The sequence below is a fragment of the Novosphingobium sp. AAP83 genome (assembly GCF_001295795.1).
GTDB lineage: Bacteria > Pseudomonadota > Alphaproteobacteria > Sphingomonadales > Sphingomonadaceae > Novosphingobium.
In genome coordinates, this window is the sequence record NZ_LJHY01000022.1 from 183650 (window position 1) to 203747 (window position 20098).

Below are 20098 nucleotides of genomic sequence, written 5' to 3' on the forward strand. Positions count from 1 at the left end.
GCAATGAGAGAACCTAGCATCTTATCTCACTGTCTTGCGATGTGCATTTAAAAACAAAATTCGCTTTAATACATATTGTTAAGGCAAAGAGTGACATCGCAGCGGACGGGGTGGTCCGTTTCATAATACCCGCAAGCTTTCCCCCCGCGTTATAAAGATGACAATTACTGTTTTCCCATTTTGTGCCTAGTGCGCATCCTTGCAAATGGTTAACCGCAACAATAAGAATATATACGTAAGGCGGTCCGGGCGCCCTTTGCGTTCGGTATAGAGAGCCGGTGAGGTTGCCAGTTGGTCTTAGGTCTGTTTGCTCTGTAAAAATGCGAATAATCGCGCTTTTATCCTGCGGCTTGTTTGAGAACCAAAGTTAATTGACTGGCAATCAACTGATCTTCCGCCTTGTATGGAGTGAAGATCTGATGATTGACGAAATTGGAACCCCGGGCGACGACTATCTTGTTGGTACCGAGGATGCCGATGTCATCGAAGGTCTGGATGGCCATGACGAGCTGGAAGGTTTTGGCGGTAACGACACGTTATACGGCGGTGGCGGCAACGATACGTTGAATGGTGGTCCCGGAACCGACCTTCTGGAAGGGGGAGACGGAGATGACACTTACTTTGTCGACAGCCCCGACGATCTTGTTCTCGAAAATAGCGGTGCGGGCACCGATACTGTCATATATTCGGGGACAAACCTTGGTTATGTCGCTGTAACGCTACCTGAAAACGTCGAAAATTATACGATTGACGGGGCCGAATATGGCTTCCTCTATGGCGGTGAGGACAATAACAGCCTCAACGTTGCCGCAAGTTTTTCGTACGAAGTGTATGGTCAGGGTGGCGATGATCTGATCTCTGCCGCCGGTTCTACCGGATTGGGATATGTTTCCGGTGGCGAGGGGCATGATGTCATCACCGGTTCGGCCACGTCGAGCGTGTCGGTCGACACTTACGGTTATGTCAACGTCCAGCGCGAAACGCTCTCGGGCGATGGCGGAAACGACACGCTTGTTGGTGGTGGCGGCTTTGATGCCATCTATGGTGGCGACGGCGACGATCATATCACAGGATCGGAAGGTTCGACCGACGCGATCTATGTTAGCTTAGGCTTGCCCCAAGATTCGCAGGATGATTTTCTGGTTGGCGGGTATGGCAATGATACCATCCTTGCGGGCGCCGGGAACGACTATCTGACCGGAGAAGACGGCGATGACTCGCTGCTGGGCGAAGATGGCCACGATCAGATCTACGCAGGGGCGGGGCAGGACACGGTCTATGGCGGGGCCGGTAATGATACGATCTCGGCGACCGACTATTATGATCTGGTGGCGGACACCCTTTATGGCGGTGCTGGCGATGACCTGATCAATACCCATGTTGGCGGGACAAAAGTCTATGGCGATGAAGGCCAGGACCGACTGAGCAGCTCCGGCAACGGGGCGGTTGAATGGTACGGCGGAGCAGGGGATGATTCCTTCATCCAGCAAGCCAACAACGAATCCATCGATACGATGACCGGCGGGGACGGTCGTGACCGTTACGTGCTGGACTACAGCTTTGGTGGTGTTGCGGACGTCATCACCGATTTCGCGACCGGCGATGCCAATGGCGGTGGGGATACGATCGATCTTTACAGTTTCCTGCAATCAGGGTCGTTCAACGGCTACCAATATGGCACCAACCCCTTTGAAACCGGCTATCTGCAACTGGTTCAGGATGGCGCAGATGTTCTGCTGCAATTCGATTACTACGCAAGCGGTGACAACTGGCAGACAATACTGCGCTTGCAGAATGTCGATCTTGCCAATTGGCAGATCCATAACCTGAGCCCTGCCTTCGTTCCGAATGGTCTGTCATTCCCGACAACCATAACAGGCACCGGTAACGATGACGTACTGCTGGGCACTGCGCAGGGCGATACGATCAACGCCGGTGGCGGGGCGGACCGCCTGGTGGGCGGATGGAGCAATGACACCCTTAACGGGGATGACGGCGATGACTTGCTACTTGGCGGCGAGGGTAGCGACACGCTGATTGGCGGCGCTGGCAATGATGTCTTCGGCGAGAACCCTGTGCCCTTTGGCGAAGTACGGGTAAACACTCCAACCAGCGCAGTTGGTGATGTTCGCGGTGGAATCTACCGCGCCCCAAGTGACCGCAGCGATTTCACCGATGACAAGGTCGATCAGATGACCGGCGGCGCCGGGGCTGATATCTATTATCTGGACCGGCCTGCCTCTTCTGACATTCATGATGTCATTACAGACTTCGATGTTTCGCAGGACGTCTTGAGCGTCGCACGGTTCTATCAGCAAGGGTATTGGTCGAGCGAAAGCAACCCGTTCGAGACCGGATCGCTGGAAGCGGTGCAAGACGGTGCCGACACGCTGATCAAACTTGGTGGTTATCAAACCATCGTGCGGTTGCAAAATGTGAACGTCAACACGCTCACGTCGGCAAATATAGACCTTGGCTATCAAATCGTTGGCGATCCCCAGACCATCACCGGAACGCGAAACGCGGACAATATCTATGGCAGTTTCGGGCCTGACACCGTCGAGGCTCTCGGCGGTTCGGACTTTGTTTTTGGGCGCGCGGCCAATGACTTTATCGAGGGCGGTCTTGGCGATGACCGCCTTTATGGCGAGAACGGTAATGACACGCTCCACGGCGGAGACGAAGGCGTCTATGTCAGCACCGATCCGGTTGATCTGGCAGGTTACTTCGGCCCCCTGACGAATGCATTGGTCAATGGTCTGGGCGGTGCGGCCGGGTTTGGTGAGGCCAACCTCGGGCGGTTTGATTTTCGCGCCAGCAACCTTTCGTTCCCGGCAAACTTCACGGCGGCCGATTGGCAATTTGCCGGAAACCAAAGCAGCAATTTCGAGATCCATCTTGATGGCTCGATCTATTTCAACGGATTGTCGATCAATCTGCTTCCGGCAAACCTTGATACACGCGCGACTACCATGACCGCCAGCCCCGGCGGAAACAGCACCGGCAGCAATCATGTCTGGTACGATTTCGATGCCGTCAACCAGACGATTACCATAACCTGGGATGATGTTGGCCGTAACACACAAGGCGTGGTGCCGGTTGCGGCGCAAGTCCAGATCAAGGCCTTGGGTGGCGGTGATTTTGACGTTGTCATGCGATACGAGGCCCAAGGCTTCGCACTTGGCACCCCGTCTATCTCGCTTGCAGGCGTGCCCTATTTTCTGTCCGGAAATACAAACCTGCCAACAAGGCTTGGTAACACCGGCACGCCCGGGGTTTGGGCTGTTCAGATCCGTGGCAGCGAACTGAATGGCTTTACCAGTAACGGTGACGGCAATGACACAATGGATGGTGGCAGCGGCAATGACCAGCTTTACGGCGGGACCGGGCGCGACGTTATCTATGGTGGCGAGGGAAGCGACAGCATTTACGGCGGAGAGGGTAACGATAGCCTCTACGACAACAGCGGCGCTGGGGACAACGCGCTGTTTGGTGGGGCTGGAGAAGATTACCTTGCAGCTTCGGGCGGGGCGACCACGCTGGATGGTGGCATCGGCAACGACACTCTCAGCTATTTTCTATATGGTGGCGATGCGGTTAGCGCGGGCGTGGCCGTGTTGCTTGGCGGCGATGGAAACGACAACATTGCCACGCAAGGGGGCAATATCGAGGTTGCCGGCGGTGCCGGAAACGATGTCATCACAACATATGGCGGCAGCGGCACTTTGGATGGGGGCGAAGGTGACGATACCTTCGAATATGTCGGCTATGGCAGTGGTCAGAGGACCTATACCGGCGGCACGGGCGCTGATGTTTACCGCTATAACGGGTTTGACTTTTCCAGCACGCCCGGTGGCGCGATTATCACAGACTTTGCCACCGGTGTTGGCGGAGACGTGCTCGATCTGAACTCAATTGGTAGTATTCCCAATTATACTTACGGTTCAAACCCGTTTGCCACAGGCCACATGCGGGTTGAACAGCAAGGCGACGATGTTGTCCTGCTTGGTGACTATGACGGTACCGATGGCACGGCGAACGGTTTCGTTGAACTGGTGCGGTTCCAGAACAGGTTGCTTGCCGATTTCGTGGCTGCCAACTTCGGCGGTTTCAATCCGGATATAGATAGCTCGCTGACGATCGTTGGCACCGATGATCCTGACCAGATTGAAGGCAGCGCGTCGGGAGACACTTTAAGCGGCCTCGGTGGTAACGATACGATCTATGGCGGGAACGGCGCTGATCTTATCGATGGCGGTGCCGGTGTGGATTACCTTGAAGGAGGTAGTGGCACCGACACCATCACGAGCGGTGCAGATGGCGCTACGGTCTATGGCGGTGAAGGTGACGATACGATCACCGGCAGCGATGACTACGACCAGATTTATGGCGGAAGCGGCGCAGACCAGATCACGGCCGGAGCAACCGGCGATTATGTTGATGGTGGTGCCGGTGATGACGTGATCAATGGCGAGGAAGGCGACGATACGCTTTCTGGCGATGCATACTATGGCGATGGCGCCAACGGCAGCGATACGATTGACGGTGGAGCCGGTAATGACAGCATCACGCTCGACAGTTACTATTATGGAGGGAGCGGCGGTAACGACGTTGCCACAGGTGGAGCAGGCAATGACACCTTCCAGCTCCGTCCCTTCTATGTCGACAGCTCGTATGACAGTGGTTCCGATCAGGTTGATGGCGGCGAAGGTGATGATACCTTCCAGCAAGTAAGCTCTGGTCTTGGCGTGGCCACCCTGACCGGCGGTACCGGTGCCGACACTTATCAGATCGGTACATATTTGGGCCATACCGACATCGACATCATCACCGATTTCGTTGCAGGCGAGGGCGGGGACCGGATCGACTTTGGAACCTTGCCTTTTTACAGCCTGGCCGGGGACGCCAATCCTTTCACCAACGGCTATTTGCGCTTTGTTCAAGATGGCACAGATGCGCTGTTCCAGTATGCATCTGGCGGAGCAGATTCAGAGGACGATTGGACTACTTTGCTGCGGCTGCAAGCCGTAGTTGCGACATCGCTGACCCGCGCCAACCTCGTCCAGAACTGGTCGCCCGATGGGACCGGCATCACGATCAATGATAGTGATGCGGGCAACAGCCTGATCGGCACAAACGATGACGACACCATTTCCGGCAATGGCGGCAATGATGTGGTTTACGGTGAGGGCGGCGATGACCAGATCGATGGCGGTGCAGCTTATGACACGCTTTATGGCGGAAGCGGCAACGACACCCTGAGCCTTGGCAATGACAGCAATGGCGGGGTGATCGGCGGCGGTGCTGGCAATGACGCACTGACCGGTAGCGAAGGCGGCGACGGGCTCTATGGCGATGGTGGCCATGATACGATCAATGCGAGAGGCGGCGATGACACGATCTATGCCGGACCCGGTAACGACACTGTATTCGGCGGTGAAGGGGCGGACTCCATCTATGGCCAGGGCGGCGCTGGCGATGTCCTTCATGGCGATGGTGGCGATGATTTCATCGAAAATGCGCAAGGCGAGATTTATGGCGGTCTTGGTGCAGACCAGCTTTACCTGACCGGTAGCGGTGGCGGCATCGCAGATGGTGGCGATGGCGACGATACCTTCACATGGGTCACGCGTGGTGGTGGCTTTGCAGATCGCTTCACCGGTGGAGCCGGTCGCGATACCTATCGGCCACACACGTATTCTTCGTCGAATACAGTGGACGTCATTACCGACTTTACCGGTGGTGCTGCGGGCGACATTCTCGATCTTGAGTATCTCGTCGCATCGCTGAGCAACTACACCAGCGGCACAAACCCGTTCGGCAGCGGCCACATGCGCTTTATCGCAGACGGCGCTGATACACTGTTGCAGATTGATCCCAATGGCGGCGGCAATAGCTGGAACACCGTGTTGCGGCTTGAAAATCTTGACCCTGCAACATTGGTACGGACCAATATTGCGCAGGCATTCTCGCCCAATGGCATTGATGGGCTGATCATCAACGATGGCGAAAGTGCGGCATCAATCTTCGGGTCAGCCGATGGCGATGTGATCAGCGGCAACGGCGGCAACGATGTGATCTATGCGGCTGCTGGCAACGACACGATCTATGGCGGCGAAGGCAACGACGGCGTTTATGGCGAGCAGGGCGATGACGCTCTGTTCGGCGGTTCTGGCAATGACACGTTCTCGGACACCGCTGGCGCGAACACCATGGATGGCGGTGAGGGCAACGATGTCTTCAACAATGTCGGCAGCGGAACGGGCATTGATACGCTGACCGGCGGCAGCGGGCGCGATAGCTATAACCTTGGCTGGACGCCGGGTGGCGCTGCTGACATCGTGACTGACTTTGCCACGGGCATCGGCGGGGATGTGCTCGACATCAGCTATGTCGGGGGGACTTATCTTGGCGGCAATAATCCGTTCCTGCGCGGATATTTGCGCCTGCAACAAGACGGCGCGGACACGCTGCTGCAATACAACGCAGACGGGATCGGCGATGATTGGCAGAACGTGCTGCGGCTTGAAGCGACCGACGCGGGCAGTTTCCTGTACGATAACTTTGCGCCGCAATACGGGCCTGATGGCAGCGGTGCGCTGATCATCGGTTTGGTATCGGCCGACACCCTGTTCGGGACTGTCAGCAACGACACGCTGGAGGGCCGCGAGGGCAACGACGGACTTTATAGCGGCGCTGGCAACGACACGATCTATGGCGGCGAAGGCAACGACGGCGTTTATGGCGAGCAGGGCGATGATGCGCTGTTCGGCGGTTCTGGCAATGACACGTTCTCGGACACCGCTGGCGCGAACATCATGGATGGCGGTGAGGGCAACGATGTCTTCAACAATGTCGGCAGCGGAACGGGCATTGATACGCTGACCGGCGGCAGCGGGCGCGATAGCTATTATCTGAGCTGGAACGTTGGCAATGCAACCGACACCATTACCGATTTTACTACAGGCCCGGGTGGCGACACGCTGCATTTGTCTGCGGTCCTGAGCCAGGCAGTTGGCTATTCTTCGGGCGATAACCCTTTCCTCACGGGTTATCTCGCGCTGGTGCAAGATGGCGCTGACGTGCAGCTTATGTTTGACCGCGATGGTGCGGGTGCCGGCGGCGCAGTGGCGTTGGTGCGCATGCTTGATGTGTCGGTGGGCGATTTTACGCTCGACAGCTTTGAGCCCAGTTTTTCGCCCGGTGGTGAAGGCGTGGTGTTGGAAGGCTCTTCGATTGGCGAAGTGTTCCACGGTTCGGCCTTGAACGACACCATATCGGGTCTTGGCGGTGCGGATGTGGTTTACGCCGGGTCCGGTGATGATGTGGTTGAGGGCGGGATTGGCCCGGATCAACTGTTTGGCGGGCAAGGTGACGACAGCCTTTATGGCGGCGAGGGCAACGATACGATTGTCGATGTGCTGGGCGCGACAATAGCTTCGGGTGGTGAAGGCAATGACACGATCACCGTTGCTGGCGGTGAAGCACATGGCGATGAGGGTGACGACATCATCAACGCCAACGGTCCCGGCAACTATTACGGTGATGCCGGGCGCGATACGCTTTCAGGCTTTGGCACACTATTTGGCGGGGACGATAACGACATTGTGACGGTGAGCGCCGATGGTGCAAGCGGTTACGGCGATGCGGGCGACGATGATCTGCGCGGCGGCAGCGGTGCGCAATCGCTCTTCGGCGGCGACGGGGTGGATGCAATCCGTGGCGGATCTGGAAATGATCTGTTGTCTGGTGGTGGCGGTGATGATGATCTGAACGGCGAGGCTGGTAACGACACGCTGGGCGGCGGTTCAGGATATGACTCCGCCCGCTATTTCGGCAATCGCGCTGACTTTACCGTTACCGACAACGGCAATGGCAGCTTTACTATCACTGATACCCGCCCCGGCGCACCGCTGGGCAGCGATACGCTGCAAGGCGTGGAAATGCTGGTGTTCGATGATCAGGAGCTGCCGTTGGCGACGTTCAGCGGTTACACTTGGTATGGATCAAGTGCGGATGACAGCGTGCCCGGTACGGCGCTGTATATGCAGGCAGGTGCGATCATTCCGGGCAGTGAACCGGGCTTCGACATATCCAACCCGGTTACCGATTATGATTTGATGGGCGATGACACGATCAACGCTGGTCCCGGCTTTGACCGGATCGGCGGCGGCGGCGGCAATGACACCGTGATCGGTGCTGGCGGGCCGGACGCGCTCTATGGCAATACCGGCAATGACACACTTTTCGGCGAAGAAGGTGATGACGACCTGTTCGGCGGATCTGGCCTCGACACGATTTTCGGCGGGGAAGAAGACGACGTCATCTCGGGTGGCTTGCACAACGACACGCTTTATGGCGGCAATAACAACGACACGATAACCGACTTCGATGGCACCAATCTGATCCACGGTGATGCAGGGGCAGATGTGCTCGCAGGCTCGGGTGATCTCTATGGCGGGCTTGGCAATGATAGCCTGAACGCGATCGGCAGGGCTTTTGGCGGCGACGGCGACGATGCGGTTACCGGTTCGGGCGAATTGCGCGGCGATGCAGGGAATGATTCCGTCAGCGGTTCGGGCTCGCTTTATGGCGATGCCGGAAACGATGTGCTGACCCCTTGGGGATCATCAACCGCCTTTGGCGGCGATGGCAATGACAGCTTTGGCCAAACCCCGCTGACAGAAGGCGATGCCACGTACTTTGGTGGCGCAGGCGATGATACCATCTCGATCAGCGCTGGCAGTGACATCGCCTTTGGTGACGCCGGGAACGATACGATCACTGCAAGCATGATCTCGGGCGATAATATCCTGAGCGGTGGTGCTGGTGAAGACCTGCTGACAGGTGGATCTGGTAACGACACCATTGATGGCGGCTCGAATGACGACGTTGCCGTATATGCCCGCACGCGGGGTGATTTCACCGTCACGCAGAATGGCGCTGGCGGCTATACCGTGATCGACAATTACGGCGGTGAAGGACAGGACGCGGTATTCGACGTCGAGACTTTGCGCTTTACGGACGTTGATTTCCAGATTGCCGCCGGAAACACGGGTCTGACGCTTGACGGGGATGCCGATGGCAACCTGATCAGCGGCACGCAGTTTGATGATATCGTCAATGGCGAAGGCGGCGATGACCAGATCGAAACCGGATCGGGCAATGACCGTATCTTTGGCGGGGCAGGCAATGACCAGATCGAGGCAGATGGCAGCGATGTGCCCGGCGTTGCGGGCGGTCCAGCCGGGATCGGCAATGATGTGGTTTCAGGCGGCGACGGCGATGACGTTATCGCTGCTGGCGCAGGCTACGATTACGTAAGTGGCGATGCTGGGAATGATACCATCGACGGCGGGGCTGGCGACGACCAGTTGTTTGGCAATGCGGGCGACGATGCGATCTATGGTGGCGCTGGCGCAGACCGGATCACGGATACACAAGGCACGAACGAGATTGAAGGCGGCGCAGGCGCTGACGTGATCACAGGCAGTGGCGTGGTGCGCGGCGGTGATGATGATGACATCATCATTGGTGATGGCCAGTTGTTCGGCGATGCCGGGAACGACACCTTATCGGGTTCAGGCCAACTGGATGGCGGGGATGGCAATGATGATATCGCCACTCTCTATTCGGTGGCCTATGGCGGCGAAGGCAATGACACGATCCGGGGCTGGACCGGGTACTACTTCAGCTCGGGCAGTGAAACGCTTTACGGCGGTGGCGGTGATGACGCGATTAACGGTGGCACGGGCGCTGATATCGTAGCCGGGGGTGCGGGTGATGATGACCTGATCGGGGCCGAGGGCAGCGACCAGATCTTTGGTGGCTCAGGCTATGACAAGGCCTATTTTGCAGCAAATATCGGCGCATATACGTTTACCGATAACGGCGCAGGGCAGTTCGAATATCTGAGCGCCTCGTTCCGCATTACCGGCAATGCCAATGGTACCGTAACCGTAACCGATCTGCGCGCCGGTTCACCGCTTGGTACAGACACGCTTTCGGGCATAGAGCTGTTCGTCTTCAATGATGAAGAACTGGCCAATCCTTATCCGACGACGCCCAACTTTGGCCTGAATCTGACGGGCACGCCGTTTGATGATATCCTGATCGGGGATTCGGGCAACGATACGATCACCGGCTTTGCTGGCAATGACCGTCTGTTTGGCGATGATGGCGATGACGTGCTTGTTGCAGGCATCGGCAACGATGTGCTGGATGGCGGTTCGGGCAATGACAGTTTGCGCGGCGATGAAGGAATCGACCACATCTATGCTGGCAGCGGCGCGGACACGATCTTTGGCGGCGCTGATGGCGATATCATCTTTGGTGGCCAAGGTTCCGACGTCATCTCGGGTGACGCTGGTGATGACCAGATCACCGACGAAATCGGCTACAACATCATCCACGGCAATGCCGGTAATGATTTTATCGTGGCTGATGGCGAAGTTTATGGCGATGCCGGAGCGGATAGCATCGGTCACTTCTACAACTATGCAGAAGGTTCGATTTACGGCGGGAGCGAAGATGATACGATCTTTGCCGCTGGCGTTCTAGCTTCAGGCGGAACGGGCAATGATACCATTTTGTCGGTTGCCGCGCTCACGCATGGTGATGAGGGCAATGACAGCATCAAGGGCAGCGGCGAATTGCATGGCGATGACGGTGATGACACCGTTATGGTCTATGCAGGGGCGACCGGATTTGGCGATGCCGGCGATGATTATCTGCGAGGCTCGACGCTGTTTGATAACTCCGTAGATGGCGGCCAGACATTCTATGGCGGGGACGGCAACGACACCATACGCGGTGATCTGATCGTACTTGGCACAGGCGCGGCTGTCGGCAACGGAGCTTATCCGTTCTCGCACAGTGGCGATGACACGATCGATGGTGGTGCGGATAGTGATACTGCGATCTATGCCGAGCGGCGCGATCGTTACACTGTGGTTCGCAATGCCGGGGGCGACCTCGAGGTTATCGCCAACTTCACTTCTGAAGGCACAGATACGCTCACCAGCATTGAAACGCTTGCGTTTGCTGACGGGTTCATCAGCGAAAGTGAGGCCGGACAGACCATCGCCGGGACCACCGGAGATGACACAACGGCGGGCACGCTGGCCGATGACGTGATTTCGGCTTTGACCGGTAATGACACCATCGCTGCGGGCACGGGCAACGACCATGTCTATGGTGGCGATGGCAACGATCTGATCGACGGCGCGCAGGGCAATGATGTGCTGTTGGGCGAGGGCGGTGCCGATACCATCGAGGGAGGCGCGGGTCTTGACCAGATCATCGGCGGGGCTGGCGACGATTCCCTTCTGGGCGGGGATGGCAACGATTATATCGCGGGCGGCGCTGGCGACGATCTGCTCGCAGGCGGCGCTGACAATGATGTGCTGATCGACGTTGAAGGCAACAACAGTCTCTATGGCGACGGCGGGCATGACACGCTGTTGGGCAATGGACTGCTCTTTGGCGGCGAAGGTGACGATAGCCTTTCCGGTAGTGGCGATCTTTATGGCGGCGAAGGCGAAGACAGCCTGCACGGTTTTGGCAGACTGTACGGAGAGGGCGGCCATGACCGGTTGTCCGGCGGCTTTGAACTCTATGGCGGCGCAGGCGATGACAGTATCGTCGCGGAAGGCACGGCCATCGCTGACGGCGGGGATGGCGATGACTTCATCGTAGCCGATACCCAGAACGATGGTGATGGCACCTTTAGCGGCAACGCTGGCAACGACGCGCTTTATGGCGGGCTTGGCCAAGATGTGCTGAACGGGGACGACGGCAACGACACGCTTTATGGCGGGCAGGGCCATGACCGTTTGAGCGGAGGCAGCGGCGGTGACCAGTTCTATGGCGGCGGCGGCGGCGACAAGATCTATGGCGGCGGCCAGACCCAAGAGAGCCCTGATGTCGTTTTCTACAGCGGCAATCGCAATGATTACACGATCGTTACAGTGGGCGGCAAAACGACCGTAACCGACAATCGTCCGGATGCGCCCGACGGCGTCGACACGCTTTTCGGGATTTACGATGTCCGGTTCCTCGATGCCGATTATGTGACCGCGCCCAATTATGGCGTTGAAGTGAACGGCACCGAAGGCAACGATGTGATCAACGATCACAGCGCGCCCAATCCGCCGCTGATCAATCTGGGTTCGGGCGATGATATCGTGCGCGGCAATGGCGGCGATGACTTGATAGAGGGTCTTGCCGGAAGTGACACACTCTATGGCGGTGAGGGCAGTGATACCATCAGCGGCGGCACCGAGGCAGATGCGATCTTCGGCGATGCGGGAGACGATTTGCTCAATGGCAATGATGGTGACGACGAGCTGACCGGCGGCGCTGGTGCTGACGCTCTGTTTGGTGGGCAGGGCGAAGACGCGCTGTTCGGCGGCACGGAAAACGACAGCATTTATGGCGGCGGCGAGGATGACTTGCTGATCGGTGACGATGGCGACGACATGCTCGACGGAGGTACTGAAAACGACTCTCTGATCGGCATGTCTGGCAATGATACCCTTGTCGGCGGCAGTGGTGACGACACGCTGGATGGTGGCATTGGCAATGACGTTCTCACCGACGCATCGGGTGCAAATGTGCTCGATGGCGGCGAAGGCAACGACACGATTATCGGCAGTGGCGATCTCTATGGCGGGCTTGGTGATGACAGCTTGAACGGTGTCGGCGGCAGCCAGAGCCTTTATGGCGGTCAGGGCAGTGACAGCTACATGACCGGCGACGGCGATGACACCATCATTGATAGCGGCGATCCTGCCGATATTGACCGTGTTACCTATAGTGCGGCGCGCACAACCTTTACCGTGGCGCAAGATGTTGACGGTCTGCGCATCGTTGATAATCGCGGCACGGGCGGGAACGATCTGGTTCAGGGCGTGGAAGAGTTTGCATTCCAGGCCGCGTTGCTTGTCAATGCCTCGCTTGGCGCAGGCCGGGTAACGGATCTTTCGGGCTCGCTTGTTGATGAGACGGTGCTGGTCACAATTCCGTTCGAGCAGCGGGTCACCGATGGCGATGATATACTCGGCACGGGCACTGGCAATGATATCATTGACACCGGTGCGGGCAATGACCGCATTGACAGCTTTGAAGGCAATGACACCGTTCTGGCAGGCGAAGGTCATGACGTGGTCATGGCCGGAACCGGCAATGACTCGGTCGATGGCGGCGCAGGCGATGACCAGTTGTTTGGCGCAGACGGTAATGATGTCATTGATGGCGGCGCTGGCTTTGACGAAATCTTCGGCGGCTTCGGCACGGATTCACTTTATGGCGGTGATGACAACGACACCATTCGTGGCGGTAACAATGACGACGTGTTGTCTGGCGATGCCGGTGACGATGATTTGCGCGGAGAGCACGGCAATGACACGATCACAGGCGGAGCAGGCGCAGATGTGATCGTTGACGCAGAAGGCACTAACACGCTGGAAGGTGGTCTTGGCAACGATACGATCAGCGGCAGCGGCAGTCTTTACGGTGACGCAGACAACGACACGCTGTCGGGCAATGGCAACCTCTATGGCGGTGCAGGTTCTGACAACCTCAACGGATCGGGCCTGCTTGACGGGGGTGATGATGATGATGTGATCATCGGCAGCAGCGGCGCGGACACGATTGTTGGCGGCGCTGGCAACGACAACATTGCAACTGGTGGTGGCGCAGATGTTGTCGATGCAGGAACCGGTGATGATAACATCACAGGCGGCAACGGCACGCAAAGCGTCGATGGCGGAACCGGCAATGACGTGTTCCACATTGCCGGATTGCGCTCACAATTCACCGTTACGTACGATGGTGTCGGCGGCTATATCGTGGTCGACAACTTCCCCGAAAACGGTGATTTTGGCACCGATTATCTGGTGGGCGTCGAAGCCATCCAGTTCTCCGACCAGTTGTTTACACTGAGCCCTACGACAACAGGTGTGCTGTACAATGGCGACAACAATGCCAACACTTTCAACGGCGGTGTAGGCGTTGATATTGCCTATGGCGGTGGCGGCAATGACCGGCTGAATGGCAACGGCGGAAATGATCTGCTGTACGGGGATGGCGGAAACGACAGGCTCTTTGGCGGCGCGGACGATGACGCACTTGATGGCGGCGATGGCCTGGACTTCCTCGATGGCGGCGTTGGTGCCGACACGATGATCGGTGGTTCCGGCAATGACCGGTTCGTTGTCGATAACCTTGGCGATCAGGTGATCGAAGATGTGGGCGAGGGCTTCGACGGGGTTCAGGTAACTCTTTCCAGCTATACGCTGGGTGCCAATCTTGAGCATCTGACATTTATCGGGTCAGGTAATTTTGCAGGAACCGGAAACGCCGAGGCCAACACGCTCACCGGTGCTGCTGGCGACGACACGCTTGCTGGCGGTGATGGTGCCGACAAATTGTTTGGCAACGCGGGCGCAGATGCCCTGATAGGTGGTGCCGGAAATGACAGCCTTGATGGCGGAGCCGGTGCTGACACGTTGTCAGGTGGTCTTGGCAACGACCGCTACTTTGTCGATGATTCAGGTGACCAGGTGATCGAAGCTGCCGACGAAGGCATTGATATAGTGCAGGTCACGCTGTCGAGCTACACAATGGCGGCCAACCTTGAGCAACTGACGTATGTGGGAACAGGGAACTTCAATGGTATTGGCAATGCCGAGGCAAACACACTGACCGGCGCTTCCGGCAACGATACCCTCGCGGGTGGCGATGGTACCGACAGCTTGTTTGGCAGGGCTGGAGCTGATGTTCTGATTGGGGGCTCCGGTGCCGACTTGCTTGATGGCGGGGCGGGCGTTGACACGATGATCGGTGGCCTCGGCAATGACCGCTATATCGTGAACGACGAAGGCGATGAGGTCATGGAAGTCGTCGGCGAAGGCATTGATACGGTTCAGGTCACGCTTTCCAGCTACGTTCTGGGAGAGAATGTCGAGCAATTGATATTTACCGGCAGCGGCAACTTTAGCGGTGTCGGCAATGGTGAGGCAAACGCCCTGAACGGCGCTGCAGGCAACGACACGCTGGATGGCGGTGATGGCGCAGATAGGATTTTCGGCATGGCCGGAACTGATGTTCTGATCGGCGGTGTTGGTGACGATCTGCTCGATGGTGGTACAGGCAATGACATCATGACCGGCGGTCTTGGCAACGATCGCTATGTCGTTGACGATGCAGGCGATGCGGTAATCGAAGCCTTTGGTGCAGGCATTGATACCGTTCAGGTGACTTTGTCGAACTATACACTGGGAGAAAATCTGGAGCAGCTGACGTTTACGGGTACCGGCAGTTTCACCGGCACTGGCAATGGTGAGGCAAACACGATCATTGCGGCTGCCGGCAATGATAGGCTCGATGGCGGGGAAGGTGCGGACAAATTGTTTGGCCGGGCCGGAGCGGATATACTTTTCGGCGGTGGCGGCAACGACCTGCTTGATGGTGGTGCGGGCGTTGACACGATGACTGGCGGCCTGGGCAATGATCGCTACGCTATCGACGAGGTTGGCGATCAAGCGATCGAAGCGGCGAACGAAGGTATCGACACGTTGCAAGTCACGCTCGCCAGCTATGCCTTGGCGGCCAACATTGAAAATCTGACTTATATGGGGGCGGGCAATTTTACCGGCACTGGTAATGGTGAGGCCAATAGCCTGATCGGGGCGTCTGGCAATGACACGCTTGATGGCGGTGACGGGGCCGATAACCTCCTTGGGCGGGCCGGATCCGACGTGCTGATCGGCGGTGACGGTAACGATACCCTTGATGGCGGTAGCGGTGCCGACACTATGATCGGTGGCAAAGGCAACGACCGCTACGTGGTGGATGACGCTGGTGACCAGATCAACGAAGCTGCGGGCGAAGGCATTGATGCCGTTCTGGTTTCCCATGCCAGCTACACCATGGCAGCCAACCTTGAGCAGATGATCTATATCGGCACAGGGGATTTCGCCGGTGTCGGCAATGATGAGGCAAACGACCTGACAGGCGCTTCGGGCAACGACACGCTGAGTGGCGGCAACGGGGCAGACACTCTGTTTGGCAAGGACGGAGCGGACGTTCTGTACGGAGGTGCTGGAGCTGACCGGTTCATGTTCACTGCCCTTTCCGAGTTTAGCACCGGATCGCTGGACCGGATCGCAGACTTCTCTGTGGTTGAGGGGGATCGTATTCGCCTGGACTCAATTGATGCCAACAGTACGCGTGGCGGAAACCAGGCCTTTTTGTTCATTGGTTCCGGAGCCTTTACGGGGATTGCTGGCCAATTGCGTTACGACATCGTGGGCGCAAACTCGGTGGTTTATGGCGATGTTGATGGCAATGGCGTGGCAGACTTCCAGTTCCAAATTGATGGGCTGACGTCTCTTGCAGGTACAGAATTCATCCTCTGAATAAGGGACGCAGAAGACAATTTTAACGCCGGAGATGCCGTGCTTAGAAAGTTGATGGCTTGGCTTTTTGCCAACAGAGCAAACAATGACGAAGGCAGCGCGGGCGAGCCTGCGGCTTCACCGCCACAGGCGTCCCGCGCGGTCGACGTGGGTTGGGTATTGGAAACCGACAAGGCGCGGTTCATCTGGGCTGAACCACGCCGCATCCATCGCGCTGATCCGCCGCCGCGCCATGGCAAGTCGGTGAACTTCTGTCCGGGCGTGCTCGATCATGAAGCGCGTTTGTTCGAGATTACCTGCCCAATCGATTTGCGGCTGCGATTTGGCCGCAATGAAAAGGGCACGCCTGTTTTGATCAATGCCGATGGCGATAGATCGGCTATTCGCAACAAGCATCTTAACGCCATGCTTGCCATGGTCTCGGAAAAAGAGTGGCGACATCCTGACCGCCCTGTGATTCAAATTATCACACCTTACATTTTCCTCAGCGATGAACCCGTGTTCATGACGCAAATGCCGCCGTTCCTGCACTATCGCGCTGACCCCTGGCCGGGGGCGCTGATCGGCGGACGTTTGCCGATTCACATTTGGCAACGCCCGATGATGTGGGCGTTTGAATGGTACGATACGAAAAAGGATCTGGTGCTAAAGCGCGGTGAACCATGGTTTTATGCCCGCTTTGAAACGCACGATCCAACGCGTCCTTTGCGCCTGTTCGAGGCTGAGCGAACGCCAGAACTGGTTGAGCAAATCCAAGGCGCGAGTGCCGTTTCGAATTATGTGAAACAGACTTCGCAACTGTATAAAGTGGCGCAAGATCGCAGACCTGAGCGCCTGTTAGTGCGCAAAGCCCGCGCGAGAGCAGACGAGCCTCCCCCGGCCGAGCAATGCCAGCATAGTTTTGGTAATGCATCACTTTGATCCACGCAGAGGGAGAAGCCGCTTTTGCGACTGATCGCCCCTTGAAGGTCTTGAAAGGGTGTCTCGGCGAGTAATTCATATTGCTCATGCAAGAAATTAACCTTTTTGGTACAAAAAATTTGCATAGCTATTCGTGAAAGGTTCGTAACTGTTGAACAGCGTTGCGAACATATCCCTCTAGGCTATAGCAGCATCATGTGTTCCGGAATTTGCGGAACTTGAGGTGCCAGAAGAGGAAACCGAGACTTGGCAAAGCCCACAAGGCCCAGAGCCGCCCCCAGAGCTGCCACTGCATCCGCAAAATCAGTTGCCAGCAAAACCCATAGCCCAGCCGCCGAACCGGTTTTAGCTTCATCAGTTGCCGAGGAAGCCGATTTCGCTCTGCGTAGCTTGCAGCAGGCGCACGCCAATCACACCCGCTATGACGCTTCCGACGAAGAACTGATGAAGTTCTACGAGCAGATGGTGCTGATTCGCCGGTTTGAGGAAAAGGCAGGGCAACTTTACGGACTCGGCCTGATCGGTGGCTTCTGTCACTTGTACATCGGGCAGGAGGCTGTTGCCGTCGGTTTGCAGTCTGCGCTGCAAGAGGGCCACGATAGCGTGATCACGGGATATCGCGATCACGGCCATATGCTGGCCTATGGCATTGATCCCAAAGTGATCATGGCTGAACTGACCGGACGTGGCGCGGGCATTTCCCGGGGCAAGGGCGGTTCGATGCACATGTTCAGCACCGAACATAAGTTCTTTGGCGGGCATGGCATTGTTGGCGCGCAAGTGTCGTTGGGTGCAGGGCTCGCGTTCGCGCACAAGTATCGCGGAGATGGCGGTGTTTGCATGGCCTATTTCGGTGATGGTGCATCGAATCAGGGCCAAGTCTACGAGACCTTCAACATGGCCGCGCTATGGAAGTTGCCGATCATTTTCGTGGTCGAGAACAACGGTTATGCCATGGGCACGGCGGTGAAGCGTGGCTCGGCAGAGACACATTTCTATCGTCGTGGCACTGCGTTTCGTATTCCCGGCATGGACGTGAATGGCATGGACGTGCTCGAAGTGCGCCAAGCTGCCGAAGTGGCCTTGGAATATGTGCGGGGCGGCAATGGTCCGGTGCTGATGGAACTCAAGACTTATCGCTATCGCGGGCATTCAATGTCTGACCCGGCCAAGTATCGCAGCCGTGAAGAAGTACAGGACATGCGCGACAATCACGATCCGATCGAGGCGGCCAAGGCCGAATTGCTGAAGCGCGGCGTGACCGAAGAGAAGATCAAGGAAATCGACAAGCGTATCCGCCAGACCGTCGCCCACGCGGCGGATTTCGCCGAAACATCGCCCGAGCCTGATATGGCCGAGCTTTATACCGACGTTTTGGTGGGGAAGTATTGAGATGGCAATTGAACTGAAAATGCCGGCCCTCTCACCCACGATGGAAGAGGGCACACTGGCCAAGTGGCTGGTCAAAGCCGGTGACACGGTTAAATCCGGCGACATCATTGCCGAGATTGAAACTGATAAGGCGACGATGGAATTCGAAGCAGTGGATGAAGGTGTCGTTTCCGGCATACTGATCGCCGAGGGTACCGAGGGCGTGAAAGTGGGAACCGTAATCGCAACTTTGCAGGGCGATGATGAGGTCGCGGCGCCTGCGGCCGCAGTACCAGCTCCCGTTATGCAGGCACCAGAGCCTGTGGCGCCTTCACCTGCAAAGACAGCGGTTGCATCTGCGCCGGTGTCTGCGGCTGATCCTGAAGTGCCCGCTGGCACTGCCATGGTTGGCACAACGGTGCGCGAGGCTTTGCGTGATGCAATGGCCGAAGAAATGCGAGCGGATGATCGCATCTTCGTGATGGGTGAAGAAGTCGCCGAGTACCAAGGCGCGTATAAGGTGACGCAAGGCCTGCTTGACGAGTTTGGTCCGCGCCGGGTGATCGATACCCCGATTACCGAATATGGCTTTGCCGGGATCGGTACGGGCGCTGCAATGGGCGGATTGCGGCCGATCATCGAGTTCATGACGTTCAATTTCGCCATGCAGGCGATTGACCACATCATCAATTCGGCAGCGAAGACGAACTACATGTCGGGCGGGCAGATGCGTTGCCCTATTGTGTTTCGTGGTCCGAACGGGGCAGCAAGCCGCGTGGGGGCGCAGCATTCGCAGAACTTCGGGCCGTGGTATGCCAACGTACCCGGCCTGATTGTGATCGCGCCGTTTGATTCTGCTGATGCCAAGGGCTTGCTCAAGGCCGCGATCCGCAGCGAAGACCCTGTGGTGTTCCTTGAAAACGAGCTGGTCTATGGCCGGACGTTCGATGTGCCGCAGATGGATGACTTCGTGTTGCCTATCGGCAAGGCGCGGATCGTGCGCGAGGGCAAGGATGTGACGATCGTGTCATATTCGATTGGCGTCGGACTGGCGCTTGAAGCGGCGGCAACGCTGGCTGACGAAGGTATTGACGCCGAGGTTATCGATCTTCGCACATTGCGCCCGCTGGATAAGGCAACGGTGCTGGCTTCCCTGGCGAAGACGAACCGCATGGTTGTGGCCGAAGAAGGCTTCCCGGTGTGTTCCATCGCCTCTGAAATCATTGCGATTTGCATGGAAGAGGGCTTCGACCATCTTGATGCGCCCGTCTTGCGCGTGTGTAACGAAGATGTGCCACTGCCATATGCCGCGAACCTTGAAAAGGCGGCGCTGATTGATGCTAAGCGTGTGGCAGAGGCCGTGCGCAAAGTTTGCTATCGCTGAA

4 protein-coding genes are annotated in these 20098 nt (G+C 57.4%); all 4 read left to right on the forward strand.

Translation table 11 applies throughout. From position 1 onward, the window contains the following. The first annotated feature begins 419 nt into the window (after positions 1-419). Positions 420-16421 (forward strand): type I secretion C-terminal target domain-containing protein, encoded by a 16002-nt coding sequence (locus tag IP81_RS21275; protein WP_304437629.1) that lies wholly within the window; start codon positions 420-422, stop codon positions 16419-16421. 54 nt (positions 16422-16475) lie between these two features. After that, positions 16476-17342: a hypothetical protein gene (locus tag IP81_RS12545; protein ID WP_197274615.1), complete on the forward strand. Its 867-nt coding sequence runs from the start codon at positions 16476-16478 to the stop codon at positions 17340-17342. A gap of 381 nt (positions 17343-17723) precedes the next feature. Next, complete coding sequence (pdhA, locus tag IP81_RS12550; RefSeq protein ID WP_231626687.1) at positions 17724-18734, forward strand: pyruvate dehydrogenase (acetyl-transferring) E1 component subunit alpha; 1011 nt, start codon at positions 17724-17726, stop codon at positions 18732-18734. 1 nt (position 18735) lies between these two features. Further along, on the forward strand, positions 18736-20097 hold the full coding sequence (locus tag IP81_RS12555) for a pyruvate dehydrogenase complex E1 component subunit beta (protein WP_054108323.1): 1362 nt from the start codon (positions 18736-18738) through the stop codon (positions 20095-20097). Position 20098: the final 1 nt, after the last annotated feature.